This window comes from Actinosynnema sp. CS-041913 (assembly GCF_050942485.1).
Lineage (GTDB): Bacteria > Actinomycetota > Actinomycetes > Mycobacteriales > Pseudonocardiaceae > Actinosynnema.
This window is the reverse complement of sequence record NZ_CP192037.1, coordinates 7,993,508-8,013,224: the sequence shown is the minus strand read 5'-3', so window position 1 is coordinate 8,013,224 and position 19,717 is coordinate 7,993,508. Positions and strand designations below refer to the sequence as shown.

Genomic DNA, 19,717 nt, shown 5'->3' with positions numbered 1-19,717 from the left:
CCTCGCGGGAACTCGGGTGGACACGCAGGCCGCATGGACGATCTTCGACGCCCCCGTGCCGAGGCCGAGAGGCGGCCGTACTGACCGCCACGCAGATCAGCTCCGCCGGTGTGCCGCAGGTACACCAGGGCCCGCGCCCGCGCCCGGCCCAAGTGCACCGTGCCAACCATCCGGTCGTTCGGGTCGGATCCGAACCCCAGCACCAACCGCACATCCTCATCCACGACACGCCCGGATCTGCCAAAACCGGCACCATTGCCGAGCGGGGCAACCACCGCGCCTACGGCGTCTTGGTGGCACACGTCGTGTGAGCGACCGCCTCGCCCGGCGGGCCCTGCAACGACATTCGAACCCTCGTCGACGACGGCGCCGAAGCCTCCTGCCCCGGCCGCAGCTCACGGATCCAGTTCGTGCCGCCGTCGTCCGTCAGGCCCAGGCCGCCGCCCGCCCCGTGGATCTGCTGTGTCGTCCCCGCCGGACACGACACGCCAACCAGCGGGCCGGGTCCGACCTGGCCGGCCGCCACGATCCCATCCTTACGCGGCCCGCACACCGCGATCGCCGTCAACGACCACTCCTTGGTCACCGGCGTAAAGAACGCCCGCGCCGTCGCCCGGGTGATATCCAACGACTCTGACGTGCGTACCAGCTGCAGACCAAACGCAGTGGTATCCGACGTCGTCGCCCCCGCCGAGTAAGCGACGAGGCCGTTGCGGCACACCGCCCTGTGCGCCATGAAGCGGTCGGTGGTCGGCAGCGACACGTACGACTCGATGCGGTAGCCCGGCATCGACGCCGCCGGCACGCACAGCGCGTACGCCTTCAGCTGCCAGTCCTCATTCGGACCATTCAGTTTCCACGCCAACGCCCGCGCCTGCACAACGAACCGGTACGGCTTCGGACCTTCCGGGGTGTGCGGCTCCACCGCAGTCAGCACAGTCGTGCGCTGCGGCTCGCCTAGAACCTCACCACCACCACCCACCACCACCTGACCCGCCGGGCACAACGCCTCAGCCCACTTCGTAAGCCCCGGACTGTGCCCGCCCTCCGAGAACCCCGTCCGCACCGTCGTCGCGGGCAACGCCACCGCAGGGCCTGCCGTCACCACCTGCAGACCAGCCACCACAAACGCGGCCGTCGCCACCGAAACCCACCGCCGGAGGGATCTGCAGGCGTCCATCTTGACCTCCAAGGCGAGATCAGAACCAGAACCGGAAATGCTACGCCCGGCCCCTGGCACAACCGTGAACAGCAGCCCCATCTGGACGATGCAGATCACCCATCGGAGTTACACCGGTTCGAGGTCGTGTGACTGGCGGGCAGGGCGAGGTCTGAGCTTCGCTGGCGGAGGCGGCGGTGAACGCGTTCGAGGGCGCCCCGTCGGTCAGGGACTTTCCTTCCTATCCAGGTCAACGCCACTTTCCAGGCCTGTACTACTTGGTGTCTCGGATCGGCATGTCGGCTATGAGTCGTGGCTGGAGCGGGCCCGCGTGCTATCCGGCGTCGTAGCGAGTGGTGCGGCAGTTTGCGCTGGCCGGACAGTGAGCGGTATGGCGCTAACGAGGGCGGTCGCCCGCATGCAGCGCACCCTGCTTTCTCGTCAGTCCTTGGTGGCCTTCCAGTAGCAAGCGTGCAGGAAACAACGACTTCGACGTTTTAGAGGCTGCGGCTCGGGTTGGTGTCGGTGGGGTCGTCGAGTTGCCGTTGCACGCGTTCGGCGTCGGTGCTACGGCCTTGGTCCCGGTACAGCTGCAGTGCCTCCCGCCAGACCGCGCGGGCCTGGTCGTGTTGTCGGAGGGCGGCGTGGGAGTGGCCGACGTTGTCGAGGGTGTCCGCGAACCGGTAGGCGTCGCCGAGGGTTCGACGCAGGGTGAGGGCCTGGTGGTAGTGGTCGACGGCCTGCTGGTGATCGCCGGTGCGGTGGGCGATGAACCCAAGGCTGTCCAACGTGTCGGCCTCGCCTGCGGGGTTGTGGTGGTGTCGGTGCAGGTCGAGGGCGGCGCGGCAGTGGTCGCGGGCGGTATCTAACTCGCCCAAGCACGCGGCATATAAGCCGACCTGGTTGAGCGCGCCAGCTTCCCCCAGCCTCCGGCCGAGGGTGCGGTGGAGGTCGAGGGCGTGTTGGGCATGCTCCAAGGCCTGCCGGTCGTCCCCCCGTCGTCCCCAGGCTGTCGCGAGCGTCTGGTGAGTATGTGCCTGTTCAGTGGGGTCGTGGTGTCGTATGGCCAGGTCGAGGGCCTGGTCCAGGTGCCTGGCGGCTTCCTTGTGCAGGCCCAGCCGGGAGCAGGCGCGGCCGAGGCGCCGGTGGGCGCGGCTGCGGGTGGCGGGGTCGGGCAGGTGAGCGGAGGCGTCCAGCGCTGCCCGCCACGACGCGAGCGCGTCGCGCCGGTGCCCCCGCCGGAAATGGAAGGTGTTCAGTGCCCAGGCGAGGTGCCAGACGACGTAATGGCGGCCGAAGGCAACCGCGGCACGCTGGGTGGCCAGCAGGGTGGCATGCTCGGCCTCCAGCCAGGCCATCGCGGCCGCGGCATCGGACAGCGGGTGCGGCTGGACGCCGGGCGAGGGCGGGTAGGGCTGCACAGGCTGGGGGTGGGGGTTCAGGAGGCGGTCGGCGGCGGAAGCGGTGTACAGGTGGAAGTCCATCACCCGTGTCAGGGCCAGCTTCCGGACGCCATCGGGCAGATCGTGGGCGGTGGTGGTGGCGTAGTCACGGACCAGGTCGTGCATCGCGTACCGACCGCCCGGGCGCCGTTCGAGCAGGGACGCCTCCTCCAGCGCTGACAGCGCCTTGCGCGCGCGGGCCCGGGGCAGGGCAGTGAGAGAGACGACGGCGGGCAGGGTGGTGTCGGGGCCGGGGGCGATGCCCAGCAGCCCGAACACAATGCGCTGTTCGTTGGTGAGGTGGCGCAGCGACCAGGACAGCACGGCGGGCAGGCTCGCGGCGGGGTCGTCGGAGCCCAGGGCGTCCAGGCCGAGTTCGCGCATTTCGGCGGCGAGGTCGTCCAGCAGGTCGGGATGGGTCCGGATACGGGCGGCGATCAGGCCGAGCGCCAGCGGGAATCCACCGCACAGGCCGATCAGCTCGGTGATCGCCCGATGCGCGTCGGTGCTGCCGTGGGCGTCGCCGAGGGCGGTGGTGAGCAGGGTGCGGGCTTCGGTGTCGGTGAGCACGTCGACGTGCACCGGGCGGGCGCTGTCGCGGGCGACGAGGCTGCGGAACCGGTCGCGGCTGGTAATCAGGACGGTGCAGTTGGTGCCGCCGGGCAGCAGTGGCACGACCTGGTCGGGGGCGGCGGCGTTGTCCAGCAGGATGAGCATCCGCTTGCCGGTGGTGTGGGTGCGGTAGAGCGCGACGCGGGCATCGAGGTCCGTGGGCTGGTGGTCGCGGTCGACACCGAGTGCGGCGAGGAAGTCGGCTAGCACGTCGGCCGGGTGCCGGGGCTCGCCGGGGCTGAAGCCGCGCAGGTCGACGGCGAGTTGTCCGTCGGGGAAGCGGTGCAGGTTGCGGTGCGCCCAGGTCAGGGCGAGCCAGGTCTTGCCGATGCCGCCGGTGCCCCCGATCGCGGAGATCACCGCCGTCGCCCCCGCGTCGCGGCCGCCATCTCCGGGTGAAGAGGCGCCGGGGGTAGTGAGTACATGGTCGAGCGCGGCGAACTGGTCGGCGCGGCCGACGAACCCTGCCGGTGCGGAACCGAGTTGTCGCGGGATGGGTACGGATGGTCGCGGGGCGGCGTGGTGGACGTGGAGGTCGCCGGCGAGGGTGCCGACGGCGGTGGCGCCGGTGCTTGCGTTGACGCCGCCGTGCACCTGCGTCGCCACACCTGCTCCGGTGGGTGGGCTGGAGGCGGGGTCGTGGGCAGGGTCGGGCGCCGACGCGGTGTGCCCGCGGTCCGTGTCGGCTAACGGGGGTTCTTCGACTCTCCCGCTGCAAGCGGAGCTGGAGGCACGGGCGATAAGCCGACGGTGAGGTGGTCGCCGGTGGCCGCGCCGATCGTGATCCCCGACCCGCCGCCGTGCACGCCGCCGGCGATGCTCACCCCGCGAGGCCCAGCGCCGTCGTTCCCCGGACCGTTCCCGCCGACATCGCCATCGTTGCCGGTCGCCGCGTGGCCGCCCGGCGCGGTACCCAGTGACGTGGGGCCTGGCGGTCGTGTGGCAAGCACCGCGTGATCGGGCTGGTACGGGTGGTCTGGCAGGGCGAGCCAGGCCAGGTCCCGGACCTCCTTCACCGTCACCTCGACTGGCCGGAACGTCGCCGCATCCACCGTGGCGGAGTGCCGCACGACCTCGTCGAAGACCAACCGGGACACGATCATCGCCACCACACCGGGCGAGTCCGCCAGAGCCTTCTTCAACGGGGCGGCGTCGAGCAGACGGAACCCACTGGTCAGCGCCGTGGAGGTGACCCCGTGCTCGTCGAAGGCGACCTTCCCGGCGTGCACCGCCAGCCGCAAGCGGGCCCGTGCAGCGTCGTGGCTGGTGGTGTTGTGCCCGCGCACCGCACGCGCCAACGCCTCAGGCAGCACCTCCACCAACGGCGCCTTCGGATACTCCGGCGGGACCAGCAGGAACACGCCATCGCCCCGGTCCTCGTGGTAGCACACGTCCCACGGCACCCCGACCGCCGCCCGCGCCTCGCCGACCACCTCATACAGCCCCGCGCGGGTGCCGAGTTGATGGGGCAGAGTCCGTGTCGGAGCACCGAAGCCCTCCACATCGACCAGAACCATCGTGCGGTGAACCGCGTGCCGACCCGTGCCCGCCATGCCAACCCTCCGCCAGTGGAGACCGCGTGGTGCGCCGATGGACTGTAGTCCTACCGGACCGGTGCGGGTGGGTTGCGCGTCATTTGACGCACCAGCCGCTCGTTCGGCCGTACGAATCCACCCAACCGGTCGACCACCAAGCTAAACATTGCTTTCTGCGCGTCTGCTACCGGAAGGTCTTGGTCTATTCCTCGGCCTGCCGCCGGAGCAGCAGCAGTTCACCGTGAGCGATCTCCAGCGCGTGATGGAGCTCAGTGACCTCTTCACGGTGCTTGCGACGGGCGTCGGCCAACTGCTGGCTGAGCCTGCGCACGAGTGTGCTGGCCGCCGCCTCGGTATCAGGGTGATCACCAGTCTCGGTGGATCCGCGCGGCGAATGGGCTCGCCGCAGGGCCTCGACCTGGGGTCGCAACTCCCGGTGGCGATAGATGAAGTCGGTGGACACCCCGGCCGCGGCGGCGATTCCGGCAACGGTCACCGGCGTGTGGCCCTTGCGGGCCTCGCGCAGCGCAACCTGAACAGCCTTTTCTGCGGCCTCCCGGCGTCGGCGAGTCGCCTCGGCCAGCGCGGCGATGCTGCGGCTCACTCGTCAGTCTCCGTTCGGCATTCTTGACCTGTGTCTGGCAGCGAGAGGCGGTTTTGCGGTGCTCCCGCGCCTCTCAACGGGGTCAGGGACCCATCCGCCTGGCGGACGCCGTCGATGGCCAGCAGGATGCCGTCCAGCGCCTAGATTTCCTCCCGCCGGCCGCGCAGCCAGACGTTGTCCTGGGTCATCGGCTCGCCGAACCGCTGACTGTGCGCAGCTTGCCGCCGCTCGACGAGGCTCATGGTGTCCTCGTGTTGCCGCACCAACGCCTCGGTGAAGCTGGCGTCGGTGACGAACTTGGTGCAGGACAAGCACGCGTTGCCCTTATCGCATGCCTGCCGCGGCGGGAGCGTGCAGTAACCGTTGGGCAAAACCCGATCCGTGCGCTTGTCCAAGGCAAGTGCCTCGAACATCTCCGCCGGATCGCGGTCATACTCCCGGCCGTCGGCGGTCACCTTCTTGAAGCGAAGGAACTCGCTCTCCGCGACCGTGGACAACGTCTGCGCATAGTGGAGGAACATCGTCGGGGTTTTGTGTCCCATGTAACGCATCGCGACGTGGATCGGCACTCCGGCGTTGAGCAGGTTGGTGGCGCGGGTGTGACGGAAGGTGTGCGTCTTGGACACCTTGACCGGCTTGCCCTGCTCGTCCCGCAGGTCGATGAGTGTCGCGAACTCGCTGAATCGGAGACGGATCTTGGACTGCGGATACGGGCGGTCGCCGTTGCGGTTGTTGCGGCTAGCCAGGAACAGATACTTCGGCTCGACTCTTGGCTTGCCCTGCTCGACCATGAACGCCCTAGCAAAGTCCTGCTGCTGGCGGATCAGATCGACGACCTCCTGGTCGACCAGGATCGTGTTGTCGTCCGTGATGATCTTGGTTTGCTGGTAGCGCAACCGAGCAACATGCCCGTTGGGCTCGGAGAACGGGATCGCGACCAGCGGATCGAAATCCAGCAACGTGATCTCGCTGATCCTCCGCCCGGTCTTGATCAGCAGGCCGAGGACACGGACCAACTGCTGCTCGCCGAACCCGCCGTCCTCGACGGGCGTGGCCAGCAGTTCGCTGTTTTCGGCGATCCGGCTGATCACCGCGTCACTGAGCACGATGTCCGGCGAGGGCGGTCTCGGCGCGGTGGGCTTGTCGCCGAACCGGAACAACGCGGCGTGTTGCGGCCCCAGCCGCAGCCATCCTGGCTCGTTCAGCTCGACCGCCGCTGTCTCGCGTTCCTCGAACAGGAACCGATAGAACTGCTCCGGCGCGGTCATCGCGCCCCGGCGTTGACTCTCCCCAAGAGGCTTGCCTTTGGTCGGTCCGCTGAGGCACTTCTGCCGGAACAGCCACTGCCGGTAGCTTTGCACCCAGTTACCCAGTTACCCAGTTGGCGTTGGTCGTTAAGGAGATGCGGGCCGTCGCAATCGTGCAGGTCAAGGTAGCGCTGGAACCAGGTCAGGTTCTGCTGGCGGGTGTGGACGGTCGTCCAGCTGTAGACCTCGCGTTCCAACTGCCGCGACAGCCACCACTTGGCGGCTTCGCGCAGCCAGGGAGTGGTCAAGTGGCTGAAGTAGCTCAGGTTGTGGCGCTGAGGCTCGTGTTCCCGCAACGGGATCCGCGTGTCCAGCACCGGGTTCCAGACATTCAACTCCCACCAGTGGCCCTGGTGATAGACGTGCACCAGCAGATCCAGGACCCGGCCGAGCAAACAGCCGATGGTCTCCAATGACCGGGGTTTGTTGCGGCGGGCGCCGACCTTCCGCATCGCGCGGATCCACTGATCGCGCGACAGGTCGAGCAAGCTGACCACCTGCGCGTGACGGGAGTCGGCGAGAACGAGCGCGACATGCTGGGCCAACCGCGATGTGTTCTGGGCCTGGATCCGCATGCCCAACCGGACCTGTCGTTCGAGGGTCCAGACGAACTCGGTGACCATGCTGGCCGGCAGGTTCCGGAAGTTCATTGTCAGGCTTGTATCGCGCTCGCGGTAGGAGGGCTGGTTCTCCAGCATCGCTTCCAGCCAATGCGCGGGCATCATCGCTCGGGTGAAGTAGGACTGCCGCGCCTCGGGCGGCACCTCCTCGGCCAGCCGCTGGTTGATCTCCTCGCTGAACAGGCTGTGCTGGCCCAACCGCGGGTCGGCCTTGGCGGTGCGGCGGGGACAGTAGGGCGCGCTTTGCGTCATGCCACCGCTCCCCAGCGGGCGACCAGCGTCTTCCAGTCGGCCGCCGCGCGCATCGCGGCGTCCTCGGTGACGTGGGCGTAGGTCGCCATGAGGGTGTGGAAGTCGCTGTGGCCCAGGCGTCGTTGCACGACGTGCTCGGGCACCCCCGCCAACAACAGCGCGGTGGCGTGGGAATGGCGAAACCAGTGCGGTGTCCAGCCCGACGGCAACAGCGGATGTCGCCGCTTGAACCCGGCGATCCAGTCGTAGATCGTCTCGGCCCGCACCGGGCGGCCGAATTCACTGCGGAACAAGTTGACGAACACCGGGTCGGTGTCCTGCACGTCCAGGCCCAACTCGACCAGCAGGAACAGGTACTCGCTGTAGAGGTCGTCGAGGTCGTCGCTGAGGTAGACGCGGCGGTACTTCTGGTTCTTCACTCGCAGCCGGCGTCGCTGGTCCTCGCGGGGTTGCACCTCAAGGAACGCCGTGGTGCCGGTTCCGGGTTGCCAGTCGTGATGCTGGAGCAGGAGGGCCTCGGACAGCCTCAGCCCGGTCTCCTCCAGCAGCGTCCAGAACAGCCGGAGGCGGAGATCACCGATCCAGCGGCCGTCGCCGTGGTCGAAGCGGGCGGCGTCGTCCTTGACCACGGTGATCTGCCGTGGGGTCAGGAACGGGGGTGGCGCCTTCGGATCGCGCCGACGGCCGATCACTCGTCGGTCCTGACCACCGCCGATGTGGCCGAGGAACGAGTGTACTGGCTGCGGGTCTGCAACGTGCCGCCCTTGACATGCACGTAGAACTGCCGTGCGGCTGGCACGTTCGCGACGATGGCTTGATGGCGATAGAAGCTCAAGACCGAGGTCAACGCGACGTCGACAGTGCTGTTCGGGACGGGCTTGTCGGGGCGTAGCGCAAGGACTGTGGAGTCGGTGCCCCGTGTGCGCAACCGCTGCTTGAATCGCGCGAGATCGTGGATGTCGACCCGCCGCCAGTCCAGGTTGCGGTCCTCCAGCATCGACCACCACAACGCCAACCCGTATGCGTAGGCGCGCACGGTGTTTGGCGAGTACTGCTCCTGCCGCAGGTGCTCCAGGTACCCCTCGACCGGCTCGACGACCCGCCACTCTCGGTCGAGTACGAGGTAGGTCACCTCGTCATCGAGGACGACCCTTTGCCGAACCGCCACATGATCACCTCCGAGGCGGAGGCTAAGCGATCAACGGCTGCTGCTCGCCGTTCATCACCCGACCTGGGGCGTGTCGTCAGCGTCGTCAGCGCCGTTGGCGGCGTACCCCAACCAAGAGCCTCATTCGCTTGGGGGCGGCGGTGGTTCACCAGTCGATGGCGTCGTCAGCGGCATCTCAAATCAACACCGGATAGCGCCTGGTGCTGCTGGACTTCGATGCCGACGTCGTCGGGATCACCTCGCAGCCGTTCTGGCTGTCCTTCACCACGCCGGCGGGCAAGCGGCGCTCGCACGCTCCGGACTACTTCGCCCGCCTCGCCGTTGGTTCCGCGCTGGTGTTGGACAGCCGTCTGGTGGACCAGATCAAGCCCAAGGACCAGGTCGCGTTCGACGCGACGCGGGAGGCCTGCGCCTTGCTCGGTTGGCGTTACGAGATCGTCGATGCGCCGACGCTGCTGGCCAACGCCCGCTAGTTGTTGTATTCGCCCATGCGGGTGACTACGTCCCGGTACTTCGGACGGGCCTGGTGACTAATTCGTAGCGTCGGAGCCTTCCAAGGCGTAAAGAGCGGCCGAGGGACGGCGATGACGGTCAAGGACCAGCGCAGTGGGAGCGCCGATGATGCGGACGGGCCGACCCCGCCGGGGGGCCGCCCGCCTGAGGCGGATGTCGATGTGCAGAACACAGTAGCCGCGACCACAGTGTCGGGCACGGTCGTGCAGGCTCACACGATCACCGGCGGTGTCCACCACCATTCCGCTCCGCACATGCGACCGGTGCTGCGGCAGTTGCCTCCGACACCGCACAGCTTCGTCGGCCGCGTCGACCACCTTGTCCACCTCGACAGCCCCACGCCCACTGCAGCCCTCGGCACTCCGCCGGGCGGCGAGCAGGGGGGCGAGATGGTGATGATCTCGGCGATCGGCGGAGCGGGCGGGATCGGTAAAACCTGGCTCGCCCTTGCGTGGGCTCATCGCAACCTCCACCGGTTTCCCGACGGCCAGTTATTCGCCGACCTGCACGGCTTTAGAGGTCCTAACAAAATGATCAACGTGGTGGCGTCGGGCCTGCCCGATCTGGATCATGTTCGGTTGTGAGGAGGGGTGAGTCGCCGCCATGGATCGTCTCCGACGATCTGTGGGAGCGGATCGAGCCGTTGTTGCCGGTGGTGCCGCGCAGGACCCACAACCCGGGCCGCAAGCGGGTGCCGGACCGGCTGTGTCTGCAGGGCATCCTGTTCGTGCTGCATACCGGCATCCAGTGGGAGTTCCTGCCGCAGGAGCTGGGCTTCGGCTCCGGGATGACCTGTTGGCGGCGGCTGCGTGATTGGAACGAGGCCGGCGTCTGGTCCCGGCTGCACGAGTTGCTGCTCGCCGAGCTGCATTCGGCGGGCAGGCTGGACTGGGACCGCGCGGTAATCGACACCTCGCACATCCGGGCTGCGCGACGCGGCCCAAAAGCGGGCCGAGCCCGGTCGACCGCGCCCGGCCGGGCTCCAAGCACCACGTCCTGACCGAGGGCGGCGGCATCCCGCTCGCGGTCCTGCTGACCGGCGGCAACCGCAACGACGTCGTCGGCCTGGAGCCGCTGCTGGACGCGGTGCCGAACGTGCGCGGTCGGCGGGGTCGACCCCGCCGGCGTCCGAAGACGGTCTACGCCGACCGCGGCTACGACCACGACAAGTACCGCCGACGCCTGCGCGCCAGGGGAATCACCCCTCGGATCGCCCGTCGCGGCGAACCGCACGGCTCCGGCCTGGGCGCGATCCGTTGGGTCGTGGAGCGCACGATCGCCTGGTACCACGGCATGAAGCGCCTGCGCATCCGCTGGGAACGCCGCGACGACATCCACGAAGCCTTCCTCGGCCTCGCCACCTGCATCATCTGCTACCGACACGTCCAGCGATTCTGTTAGGACCTCTTAGCCCCACTGGACGGCCGACCGAACCGGCGGTCGCGGTGCGAGGGTTCCTCGATGCACTCGGCGTCGACCCTGGCAGCCTGCCACCGGACCTGGACGCCCAGGCCGCGCTGTACCGCAGCTTGGTCTCCGGACGGCGGATGCTGATCGTGCTGGACAACGCCGCCACCGCTGACCAGGTCGTCCCGTTGCTTCCCGGCAGCCCGGCCTGCACCGTGCTGGTCACCGGCCGCACCACATTGCCCACCCTTATCGACCGGTACGGCGCCCGCCATCTGCCGCTGGACGTCCTCACCCACGCGGAGGCCCGTACCCTGCTGGCCGCACGCGTCGGCGACGAGCGGGTCAACGCCGAACCCGACGTGACCGACGAGATGGTCGAGCTGTGCGGACGTCACCCGCTAGCGTTGGCAATCACGGCCCGCCAAGCCGCCGCCCACCCCACCATCCCGCTGGCCGAGGTTGCCGCCGAACTGCGTGAGCTGGGCTTGGAGGTACTTGCCCACGACACCGACCCCACCGCTAGCCTGCCCGCGGTGCTGTCCTGGTCCCTGCATCACCTCACCAGCGAGCAACGCACTGTGTTCGCCCTGCTCGGAATCGCTCCCGGACCGGACACTGACCTGTCCGCCGTTGCCTCCCTCACCAACCTGTCCCTGACCGAGGCGCGCAAGGTCCTGCGTGTCCTGGAGGACCACTCCCTGCTCGACCGGCACCCGAACGGCCGCTACGCGATGCATGACCTGGTCCGCGCCTACGCCGCCACCACCGCCCACGACGACCTATCGGAGCCGGTGCGGCGGGCGGCGCTGGAGCGGGTCGTGGACTTCTACCTCGACACCGCCCACACCGCCGACCGCCTCCTGTATCCCCACCGCCCGCCGATCCGGCTCGACCCGATCCCCGTCAACAGCCACCCCCATCCGCTGCCTGATCACCCGGCCGCGCTGCTCTGGCTGGACACCCACCACCGCCACCTGCTTGCCGCCCAACACACCGCCGCCGCCCAACACCGCCACCAGGCCGTGCTGCACCTGGCCTGGGCCCTGGGCACCTTCCACCTCCGGCTGGGACACCGTCACGCCGAGCTGGCCATGTGGCAGGCCGCCGCCGACGCCGCCATCCACCTGCCGGACCCCGCCGCCCGCAGCCTCGCCCACCGACACCTTGGTCAAGCCCTCGCCCGGCAAGGACGGCACGAGCAGGCCATCGGACATCTGCACCAGGCCCTCGCCTTGGCGGAACACCACCACGACCCCACCCAGCAGGCTCTCGCTCACCACACCCTCGCGCGGGCCTGGGAACGGCGAGGGGACCACCGGCGGGCGTTGGAGCACGCCCGCCACGCCCTTGACCTCTTCCGCATCCTCGACCAGCCGACGTGGGAAGCCGACGCGCTCAACGATGGCGCGAGCGCGGACTGACGCTCGCGCGATGGGGTTGTCAGCCCTCGAAGGTGACGTCGCACTGGACGCAGATGCGCAGTGGGGACAGTGCTGTCCTTGTCGTTGCGCAGTATGTGATTATCAAGCGCAAGCGACAATCGGATGCAAATTGATACGAAGTGTCGAATTCGAGCCAAGTTGATCAACGGCGAGTGCGCAGAAGTGGACTGTGGCCGTGATCAAAGGGGGGCCAGAGGCGGGCAGTGCATGCCGATCAGACGGCGGGAAGTGGGGTACGAACGGATGGCGACCAACGCAGTCAGGGCGACCACGGGGTCACGAGTGACGACAGGTGACCACCCACCCGAATCGACTGTTCATGTGCCTGTTGGCCACTGAGTTGGGCGTTACATCGGTAGGCCCTGCGGCCTGGTGACTAGGCGCTTCGCGGAGTCGGAGGGCTACCGCTCTAACAGGCGGTTGAATCGGACCGTCGTTCGGTAGGTGACCAGGACACTGCAGAGTGATCACTGACTGTGCTGTTGATTTACTAGTTGGTCACTCGATGTGGTGACGCCAGCTCGTCCTAAGGGGAAATACGCTGCAACGGGTACCTCGTTTGACGTAGCGTTTGACAACCTTGACACTGATCAACCGAAGTGGCCGATGACGGAGGCGATTATACGCCTTCTGATCGGAAAAGGAGGCGATTCTCAGTTTTGAATCTCAGGGCTCGCCTGTGCTGCGGGGGCGGGGTGTAGGTGGGCCATCGCGAACAAGTATGAGGGGTGTACATGGAACCCTTTTCATCGTGGTTGGCGGCGGGTCTCGGTGTGGTGCAGGACGAGGATGGCCGCGATGATCGTGGTGGCCCGGCGTGGGCAGCAGCGGAGCTTGGCCAGGACTTTCCAGCCTTTGAGCAGCGAGACGGCGCGTTCGCCGAGCGCGCGGATGCGGGCATGGGCACGGTTGACCGCCTTCTGACCGCGTGACAGGTGAGGGCGTGTGGCGTGGCGCTTGAACGGGGTGCGCACCGTGCCGCCCGCGCCTTGATACGCCTTGTCGGCGAAGGTGGTGACGCTGTGGCCGGTCAGCGCGTCGACGAGGCCATGGGTCAATGCCACTAACTTAAGCTTTCCGCTGGTCAGGGCCAGGTTCGTCCGCCGAACAGGCCGGATGACACTACGAAAGATTGTCCACTTAGGACATAGTTGCATCGCGCAGGCGCAGATCCCCAGGTCGCCTCTCGCCCCAACGAGTCCGGGATGGCCCGGATCCGGTCGAGCTGAACGTCCTCTGGATCGATCTGAGCTGTGAAAACGTGGCTAAAGTTAGTGGCATTGGGCCATGGGTTGGCCATGGGTGCGGGCCGCGGTCAGGTCGTGAACCGCGCCGGGCAGAGCCGGCGAGACCCACACCAGCCGGCCCGCCGGGTCGGCGAGAACCTGGACGTTGACGCCGTGGCGACGGTGTTTGGCCGAGTAGTAGGGCTTCTGGTCGGCGATGCGGTCGATGGGGACCAGGGTGCCGTCCAGGATCGCGTAGGCGAGTCGGGCGGCGCGTTCACCGGCGGCGTGAAGGTCGTCGGCCAGGGCGGCGAGCAGGTCCACCGCTTCCCGGACGTAGCGCCAGGCGGTACTGCAGGAAACCCCGAAACCGGCGGCCAGACGAGCGCAGGTGTCGCCGTTGCGCAGGTGGGCGAGCACGAGCAGCGCCTGACGACCGGGATCGAGCCGCCGCCACCGGGATCGTCGCCGCACGCGCTCGGCGCGGATCAGGTCGCCCAGGCGGACGAGGGTGCGGTTGGACAGCGGAATCGCGGCAGGGTAGGACCGCACGGCGAGGCTCCCGGTTGGGGCATCGGATCTTGGTCGACTGCTGTCTTACCTGGAGCCTCGCCCACCACGCTCCCACTACTCAGCCTGCGCCGTGACCTGCGACGTCACGATGAAAATGGCTCATGGTAACGGGAGGCGCTAGATACCTAGCGCGGTCGCGGGATCTCCGCCATGTGCTGAACGGGGAATGGATCCGCGCATTCTCGTGGCGTTGAGCGCTGGCCCGCTGCATTACAGCGAACTTCATTCAGCCATTCAGGAAATGACGACGTTCGATCCGTGGACCGGGACCGTGCGCAGGATTCAGAGCCGGGCGCTGGGCCGCACGCTGCGGCGGATGGAGACCGCCGGTCTGGTGGATCGGGTCGAGGAGCGGACGTTCCCGCGGTCGGTGGAGTACTCGCTGACTCCCGCCGCTGCAGAACTGCTGGTCCGGGCGCGGCCTCTGATCGATTGGGCGGAAGAGAACCTCGATCTGATCGAGCAGCTGCAGAAGGCGCCGGATGACGGCGATCAGTCGCCGGACGATGACGATCAATCTGACTGCGGCACCAGCTGCGATGTCGGGCGCGGTTCAGCTGGCCGCGGCGTTGTCGGTGGAGAGCGGCCGGCGGGTGCTGCCTCGACGTTGGAGGAAGTCGGCGAGGTTGAGCGTGTCGGCGCTGGGGCGTTGGCCGATCTCGTCGAGTGTCGTGGTCAGCAGCGCGAGCGTGCGCGGGATGGCGGCGTACTGGTCGAGGCGGGCCTGGGCGCAGATGATGTCGCGGTAGACGCCTTCGTTGTACCGGTCGAGCTTCCGGGTGCGTTCCAGCAGCGTGAGCGAGGTGTCTAAGTCGGCGTCGCCGTGTACGCCGATGAGGGTGCCGAGCGCGTCCAGGACGTCGCGGCGTGTGGCTTCGCGGAACGGCTCGACCCAGGGGACGAGTAGGTCCTCGGCGAGGTCGCCCTGGTAGAGCTCGATGGCGTCGTGCAGCTGGGCCTGGGCCTCGGCGTCAGTGGGGCGGGGCGCCTGCAGGGCGTGCTGGAGTTGCCAGTAGTCGACGACGACGAGTTCGTCGTTGAGCTGGTAGCGGCCATCGTCGTTAAGGACGAGGTTCGTGATCAGACCGTCGGTGGCGTCGCCGAGCGCGCGGCGCATCATCGACAGGGTGTTGTGGAACGAGTTGTACGGCCGTGGCGGCCGGCTGTCGGGCCAGACGGCCTCGTTGAGGACTTCGCGGCGGACGCCGTGCGGGTGCAGCGCGAGGTAGACGAGCACTTCGCGCTGTTTCGGTGTGAGCGCGCCGTTGAGTTCGCGGTCTCCCTCGTCGGCGCGAAGGGCCACGTGCAGGCGCCCCAGCACGCGTACGGCCAGCGGTCGCCGCGGCGTGGACTCGTCACAGTTCTCCGGCTTTAGCGGTTGCTCGGGCTGCCGTGCCCGGTCACCGGCTGGCTCGGCAGCTGTGCCGCGGTCCTCATCCGGTGCGGCTGGGGCCCGGGCACGCAACTGGACGTCCACGGGGACAGGCGGGGCGTCCAGCAGCTGCCGGTTCGAGGCCGGAGAGGTCTGCGAATTGTCCTCCGGCTTCGGCGGGCGAGTGGATTCGAGCTGGGTCATTTCCTCGACCGAGCGCTGCTCGGGAACGGGCGGCGCGTGCATAACGTCGTGTTCGTCCTCGCGGTCGTCCGCGAGAGGCACCTGGTGTTCGCCGCCCAGCTCGGTCTGAGCCGGTGTCGTGAGTTCGGTGGGGCCTTCGGCATCACGGAGCACGGCAAGCAACTCGGTGGCGTCGGCCGCGGGCAGGCTGAACAGCCGCGTGTCGACCAGAGCGTCGCCCAGGCCGGGGCTGGCCGCGCTGACGGTGCCGTCGTAGCGGACGCGCACGGTCGCGCCGGGTCGCCACTGGCCGAGGAGCACGCCGGCCATTCCGAGGGTGGAGCCGTTGTCGAGCATGGCCTGAAGGCGACGTTCGGCGTGGGCTGCGGGACTGGCGAGCAGCACAAGCGAGGCCGGGGTGGGTTGGGATTCGGTCTCCTCGATGGCGTGGCGAGTGCGGGTGAGCAGGGCCGCTTCCATCTCGTCGAGGGCGGCGTCGAGCGTGGCGACGACGTGGATGGTGGACGGCAGGTTCTCGACGTCGGCACCGTCGAAGACAAGGTGCAGATCATCGGCGGGCACGAGCACGCGGATGCCCTCGCCGGGCTGCTGTTCGGTGAGTAGGTGCAGCAGGAGGGCGCGGGCGGCGGCGGGTGCGCCGGGGCCGGCGAGGCCGAGGCCGCGGGTGCTGGCGAGGTTCAGGGCGAGTTCGCGACCGCCCCGCACGCCGACCCTCGCCGGTACCGGCACTGGCTTGTCGTCGGGTTCCAGGGCCCCGGCGGCGGTGATGTGTATCTGCGGTGGGGCCGGGGCGAGGTCGACGAACTCCACGTCGTCACCGGGCCGCTGGTCGCCGTCGTCGTGGTCGTGCGCGGCCCGCAGGGCGCGGACCACGGGCGCGATCGGGCGGTGCAGGTCGGCGCGGTCGCCGCTGCCGATGCGGTAGCGGCGTCGGCGCCACATCCTGGCTGACGCCGTGGCCGCGGTGATGGCTCCAGCGAGGCCGAGGCTGACGAACACGCCCGTCAGCAGGTCCAGTCCCGGTTCGGCTTGGTCGTCGCGGTGCTTGCCGGCCTGGTCCGTCGTGGCCGGCGCCGGGGTCGTGTTCGGTGCGGGCTGTGTTGATGGTGGCGTGGTCGGCGCGGTGCTCGTCGGAGGTGGTGGGGGCGGCGGCTGGGGCGGCACCTGCGGCTGCTGCTCGCCGGGGGGATGCTGTTCGGGTGGGGCGGGGATGTAGGCGGTGATCTTCCAGCCGGGGCGCACAAGGTTGGGCTGGGTCAGCGCATGGCCGTCAGGTTGCTCCACGCCGCGGTTGAGCTGGAACAACTCGGGCCAGCGGCTGCCGCCGCCGGGACCGTAGATGCGTTCGGCGACCCGCCACAGGCTGTCGTAGATCCCGTCGTGCGGGAGCCGGACTTCCTCGCTGACGTGGACCATGCCCGGCGGGGCAGGTGCTGCCCGATCGATCACCAACGTGGTCGTCGGGACGCCGGCCGCCTGCAAAGCCGCGGCGGGCGTGGCCGGGCCTGGGGTCAGCGGTGCGACGACCGCGACGGGCGTGAGATCGGCGGTCAGGGTTGCGGTGGTCGGGGTGGGCGCCGTGTACGGGGTCCGGTTGCCGAGCAGGGTCAGCACGATGGTGCCGATCAGGGCCGCGGCGAACCCGTGCAGCCGGCCGGGAGGGCGGACCTGCGGCCAGGTGATCCCGCGCGCCGCGTCGATGGTGCAGCGCAGGACGTCGAGCGCGAAGAAGAACCAGACGATCCAGCACAGCACCGCCAAGGTGTTGAGCAGGAATTGCGCGCTCATCGGGTTGAGCAGCGTCGCCTGGATCTCGTCCCAGGTCGGCACTTGGCCGGGCAAGGGCCAACCCACGAAATGCACTAGGGCCCAGGGCAGACCCGCCACGAGGGCGAGCAGGACGACGAACGCGAGCAGACCGCGCACGAACCGGAGCGTGGCGACCAGAGCCCACCAGCTGGGCCGGCCTGCGCTCGGCCGTATCGGCTTCCGGCGGGAGAAGTGCGAGTGTGCGGTCACGACGTGCTCAATTCCTTGGAACGTGCAGGTTTACGACTCCGCGGTCGCCACCCGAGACAGCGGCGGACGGTGAACGAACCGGAGCGGCGGTGTCACGTCACCGACGCGAGAATCCGGGTGGATGTGTCCGCCGCGCCGTTGCGAGGCCCGGCGAGTTCGGGTGATGCGGACGTCTGGCTGGCCGGCGGTGTCTTCGCTGTGGTCTGTTGCCCGCTCGCGTCGCTCTTGGTGGTTGGTGTGCCGGCGGTGGACCGCTTGCGCTTGGGGCGAGTCGCTTTCCGGCCGTTGAGCCACTGGGTGAGGTCGGCAGCCGGTACGTCGGTGAACGTGGCCAGCTCGTCGACACCGATGACGTCGCTGGACTCGGCGAGGACGTCCCCGAGTTCTCGCTCGATGTCGCCGAGTTTCTCGGCCACTTCTGCCCGCAGCTGTGCAAGCTCACCGACGCGCTTGGCCGCAGCGGCCCTCTTCGCGCTGCGGGCCGCGTCGGCTTCCTCGACTCGGCGTTCGATCTCTTCAGTCGTCGCCATCCTGGTCTCCTTCCCCGTTGTGGCACTGAATTGGGTAGCGGTGTGTGAGGGCGGTCATGGAAGAACTCCGGAGATTCCGCGTTGCGGTTGGGCTTGCCCGGTTGCGGTGACCGTGATCGAGCCGATGCCGGCCAGTCCGAGCAGCTGGGTGGGCTGGTTGATGCTGACGGTCACGTTCACCGTGTTGCCCGCGACCGACACGGTGCCGGTGTGGCCCGCGGCGGCGAGGTAGCTGTGAGCCGCTGCGCTGGCTTGTTGCGGGATAAGGCGCAGCGTGCCGTCGGCGCGGTAGGCGGCCAAGTCGATTTCCTGGGCGCCGGCCCGCGCGGCTTCCTGTGCCTCGCCCATCGCGCGGACCTTGGCGGCCAGCGCGAGCCCGCAGTCGAGCACGAGCCCGGCGAACAGCAGCGCGGCCAGCGCGATGATGACGACAAACGCAGTCACCCGACCGTCCTCGTCCTTGCGCAGCTGGCGCGTTCGGCGGCATAGCGATGCGGCCAACCTCATGGCGCGCCTCCCGCCTGGGCGTTCGGGGAGGTGCCGCGCCAAACATCGACTGGGGAGGAGAAGCTGGATTCGAACGTCCGACTGCCGGGCACACCCAGCGAGGTCAGGTCACCGAGGCCGACGCTGCAGGACACGGTGACGGTCACTGTGGAACCCGGCTTGAGTCCCTGGGTGTCGGTGGACACCGACAGCGACTGGCAGGTGATCCCGGCAGAGGCCAGGGCTGCGCTGGCGGTGACTTGAGCGTTGGCAGTGGCCTGCGACGGGGTCCGGGCCAGGGTGGCGGCACGGGCGGCTTGGTGCGCCACGTCGTTGATCCGCAACTTGGTGTCGGCCAGCCGGCCGCAGAACACGACGAACAACAGCAGCAGGATCAGCAGCGGAGTCAGTAGAGTGAGTTCGGCTGCGGCGGACCCTCGTTCGTCACGGCGCAGCGCGCGGATTCGCGCGTACACCAAGGGCGCGAACGTGAGGAACCGGTGGGCCGCGGTCATGGTGACACCGCCCCGGTGCTGGTCGGAGGGGTGAATTTATCAACGGGCCCAACGGCTTCAGCGTGCACCGTGAAGGTCGCGAATGGGATCACGTTGATCACTGTCCCGGTGATCGTCACGAATGCCTGGGCCGGTCCCCGCTGGACGTCGACCGATGTTTCTTGCAGCGGGCCACTTCCCAGTTGCGTGAGGATTCGCTGTCCCTCGGTGTTGCCCGCAGTGGCGCTGCCGCCATACACCCGTGCCGCGGACAGTGCTTCGGACGCTGCGGCTTGGGCGATGTGGGTGGCGTGCATGTACAGGGCAAACTGCGCGATAAGCAGGATCAGCAGCAACAGCAGTGGCGTGGCGATGACGAGTTCGACCGTGCCGGCGCCACGTTGATCCGTCCGCAGCCGGCGCAACGCCGCCGGAACGCGTGTCCGGTGTAGACGCTCGCGTGTGGTCGGCGTGCGGGGTCGGCTGGGGCGTCGAGGCATCGTGGTCACCGACCTACAGGTTGATCCCGTTGGCTTTCTGGGTGACCTTGATGACGATGATCGCGATGACCGCGATGGCGAGCGCCGCCAGCAGTGCGGTGACCACGACTGCTTCGGTCGAGTAACCGCCCTCGTCGCGGCGTAGCCGGTCCAGCTCAGCCCGGACGCGGGCCATCAGGACCTGAACTCCGGTAAACATCAGCTTCTCCCTTGTGGTTCGGGATCCGGTATGGACGGTTCTTGTGGTAC

The 19,717-nt window shown here is 68.5% G+C and carries 18 protein-coding genes and 3 pseudogenes; 5 read left to right on the top strand and 16 right to left on the bottom strand.

The genetic code is table 11. The annotated features are described in order from the left end of the window. Positions 1-280: 280 nt before the first annotated feature. The 8 genes from ACQPZF_RS36055 to ACQPZF_RS36020 form a co-directional block, all read right to left on the bottom strand. Positions 281-1,279: a hypothetical protein gene (locus ACQPZF_RS36055; RefSeq protein ID WP_433264778.1), complete on the bottom strand. Its 999-nt coding sequence runs from the start codon at positions 1,277-1,279 to the stop codon at positions 281-283. 377 nt (positions 1,280-1,656) lie between these two features. Beyond that, positions 1,657-3,819 carry an ATP-binding protein gene (locus tag ACQPZF_RS36050; protein WP_433264776.1) on the bottom strand — a complete coding sequence of 721 codons (2,163 nt, stop codon included), beginning with the start codon at positions 3,817-3,819 and terminating at the stop codon, positions 1,657-1,659. Positions 3,820-3,899: 80 nt separating this feature from the next. After that, positions 3,900-4,766 (bottom strand): hypothetical protein, encoded by an 867-nt coding sequence (locus ACQPZF_RS36045; RefSeq protein WP_433264774.1) that lies wholly within the window; start codon positions 4,764-4,766, stop codon positions 3,900-3,902. Positions 4,767-4,950: 184 nt separating this feature from the next. Beyond that, a complete protein-coding gene (locus tag ACQPZF_RS36040) occupies positions 4,951-5,352 on the bottom strand; it encodes a hypothetical protein (RefSeq protein WP_433264772.1) in 402 nt (133 codons plus the stop codon). A 140-nt stretch (positions 5,353-5,492) separates the two neighbouring features. Further along, positions 5,493-6,620, bottom strand: coding sequence for a tyrosine-type recombinase/integrase (locus tag ACQPZF_RS36035; protein ID WP_433264770.1), 1,128 nt, complete (start codon positions 6,618-6,620; stop codon positions 5,493-5,495). Then, positions 6,617-7,531 (bottom strand): hypothetical protein, encoded by a 915-nt coding sequence (locus ACQPZF_RS36030; protein ID WP_433264768.1) that lies wholly within the window; start codon positions 7,529-7,531, stop codon positions 6,617-6,619. Before ACQPZF_RS36030 ends, ACQPZF_RS36035 begins: the two co-directional genes overlap by 4 nt. Further along, positions 7,528-8,223, bottom strand: coding sequence for a tyrosine-type recombinase/integrase (locus tag ACQPZF_RS36025; protein ID WP_433264766.1), 696 nt, complete (start codon positions 8,221-8,223; stop codon positions 7,528-7,530). Before ACQPZF_RS36025 ends, ACQPZF_RS36030 begins: the two co-directional genes overlap by 4 nt. Next, positions 8,220-8,699, bottom strand: a complete 480-nt coding sequence (locus ACQPZF_RS36020) for a site-specific integrase (RefSeq protein WP_433264764.1) — start codon at positions 8,697-8,699, stop codon at positions 8,220-8,222. Before ACQPZF_RS36020 ends, ACQPZF_RS36025 begins: the two co-directional genes overlap by 4 nt. A gap of 200 nt (positions 8,700-8,899) precedes the next feature. On the opposite strand from ACQPZF_RS36020, the gene ACQPZF_RS36015 reads away from it, so the two are divergent. The 4 genes from ACQPZF_RS36015 to ACQPZF_RS36000 all read left to right on the top strand — a co-directional run bounded on the left by ACQPZF_RS36015 (position 8,900) and on the right by ACQPZF_RS36000 (position 12,043). Continuing rightward, a complete protein-coding gene (locus ACQPZF_RS36015) occupies positions 8,900-9,172 on the top strand; it encodes a TnsA endonuclease N-terminal domain-containing protein (protein WP_433264762.1) in 273 nt (90 codons plus the stop codon). 111 nt (positions 9,173-9,283) lie between these two features. After that, complete coding sequence (locus ACQPZF_RS36010) at positions 9,284-9,796, top strand: hypothetical protein (protein WP_433264760.1); 513 nt, start codon at positions 9,284-9,286, stop codon at positions 9,794-9,796. A 23-nt stretch (positions 9,797-9,819) separates the two neighbouring features. Next, positions 9,820-10,613, top strand: a protein-coding gene (locus ACQPZF_RS36005; RefSeq protein ID WP_433274840.1) for an IS5 family transposase whose coding sequence is annotated in 2 segments (ribosomal slippage) — positions 9,820-10,153 and positions 10,153-10,613 — 795 coding nt in all. Because the reading frame shifts where the segments join, the coding sequence is not laid out codon by codon here. Between the two features lie 44 nt (positions 10,614-10,657). After that, positions 10,658-12,043, top strand: coding sequence for a tetratricopeptide repeat protein (locus ACQPZF_RS36000; RefSeq protein ID WP_433264758.1), 1,386 nt, complete (start codon positions 10,658-10,660; stop codon positions 12,041-12,043). Positions 12,044-12,810: 767 nt separating this feature from the next. On the opposite strand, the pseudogene ACQPZF_RS35995 reads toward ACQPZF_RS36000, so the two are convergent. After that, positions 12,811-13,119 (bottom strand): annotated as a pseudogene (locus ACQPZF_RS35995) (transposase family protein); the annotation flags it as partial. 249 nt (positions 13,120-13,368) lie between these two features. After that, positions 13,369-13,842, bottom strand: a pseudogene (locus tag ACQPZF_RS35990) (transposase family protein); the annotation flags it as partial. 187 nt (positions 13,843-14,029) lie between these two features. Between ACQPZF_RS35990 and ACQPZF_RS35985 the strand changes: the two are divergent. After that, positions 14,030-14,305: pseudogene (locus tag ACQPZF_RS35985) on the top strand (winged helix-turn-helix transcriptional regulator); the annotation flags it as partial. Positions 14,306-14,416: 111 nt separating this feature from the next. Here ACQPZF_RS35985 and ACQPZF_RS35980 read toward each other — a convergent pair. The 6 genes from ACQPZF_RS35980 to ACQPZF_RS35955 form a co-directional block, all read right to left on the bottom strand. Further along, entirely contained in the window at positions 14,417-17,365 is a 2,949-nt protein-coding gene (locus ACQPZF_RS35980) for a BTAD domain-containing putative transcriptional regulator (protein WP_433264756.1), read from the bottom strand. A gap of 185 nt (positions 17,366-17,550) precedes the next feature. Beyond that, complete coding sequence (locus tag ACQPZF_RS35975) at positions 17,551-17,988, bottom strand: hypothetical protein (RefSeq protein ID WP_433264754.1); 438 nt, start codon at positions 17,986-17,988, stop codon at positions 17,551-17,553. A gap of 54 nt (positions 17,989-18,042) precedes the next feature. Beyond that, complete coding sequence (locus tag ACQPZF_RS35970; protein ID WP_433264752.1) at positions 18,043-18,432, bottom strand: pilus assembly protein TadG-related protein; 390 nt, start codon at positions 18,430-18,432, stop codon at positions 18,043-18,045. A gap of 59 nt (positions 18,433-18,491) precedes the next feature. Continuing rightward, the gene (locus ACQPZF_RS35965; RefSeq protein WP_433264750.1) at positions 18,492-18,989 is read right to left on the bottom strand and encodes a TadE/TadG family type IV pilus assembly protein; all 498 of its coding nucleotides are present in this window, start codon (positions 18,987-18,989) and stop codon (positions 18,492-18,494) included. Further along, positions 18,986-19,468 (bottom strand): TadE/TadG family type IV pilus assembly protein, encoded by a 483-nt coding sequence (locus ACQPZF_RS35960; protein WP_433274867.1) that lies wholly within the window; start codon positions 19,466-19,468, stop codon positions 18,986-18,988. The genes ACQPZF_RS35965 and ACQPZF_RS35960 overlap by 4 nt, the downstream gene beginning before the upstream one ends. Before the next feature lie 13 nt (positions 19,469-19,481). Next, a complete protein-coding gene (locus ACQPZF_RS35955; RefSeq protein ID WP_433264748.1) occupies positions 19,482-19,667 on the bottom strand; it encodes a hypothetical protein in 186 nt (61 codons plus the stop codon). Positions 19,668-19,717 lie beyond the last annotated feature (50 nt).

Bases quoted from the DNA above. Each gene is read 5' to 3' on its own strand.
- ACQPZF_RS35960 (WP_433274867.1), bottom strand. From the start codon at position 19,468: ATGCCTCGACGCCCCAGCCGACCCCGCACGCCGACCACACGCGAGCGT.
- ACQPZF_RS36010 (WP_433264760.1), top strand. From the start codon at position 9,284: ATGACGGTCAAGGACCAGCGCAGTGGGAGCGCCGATGATGCGGACGGG.
- ACQPZF_RS35975 (WP_433264754.1), bottom strand. From the start codon at position 17,988: ATGGCGACGACTGAAGAGATCGAACGCCGAGTCGAGGAAGCCGACGCG.
- ACQPZF_RS36045 (WP_433264774.1), bottom strand. From the start codon at position 4,766: ATGGCGGGCACGGGTCGGCACGCGGTTCACCGCACGATGGTTCTGGTC.
- ACQPZF_RS35955 (WP_433264748.1), bottom strand. From the start codon at position 19,667: ATGTTTACCGGAGTTCAGGTCCTGATGGCCCGCGTCCGGGCTGAGCTG.
- ACQPZF_RS36030 (WP_433264768.1), bottom strand. From the start codon at position 7,531: ATGACGCAAAGCGCGCCCTACTGTCCCCGCCGCACCGCCAAGGCCGAC.
- ACQPZF_RS36035 (WP_433264770.1), bottom strand. From the start codon at position 6,620: ATGACCGCGCCGGAGCAGTTCTATCGGTTCCTGTTCGAGGAACGCGAG.
- ACQPZF_RS35965 (WP_433264750.1), bottom strand. From the start codon at position 18,989: ATGACCGCGGCCCACCGGTTCCTCACGTTCGCGCCCTTGGTGTACGCG.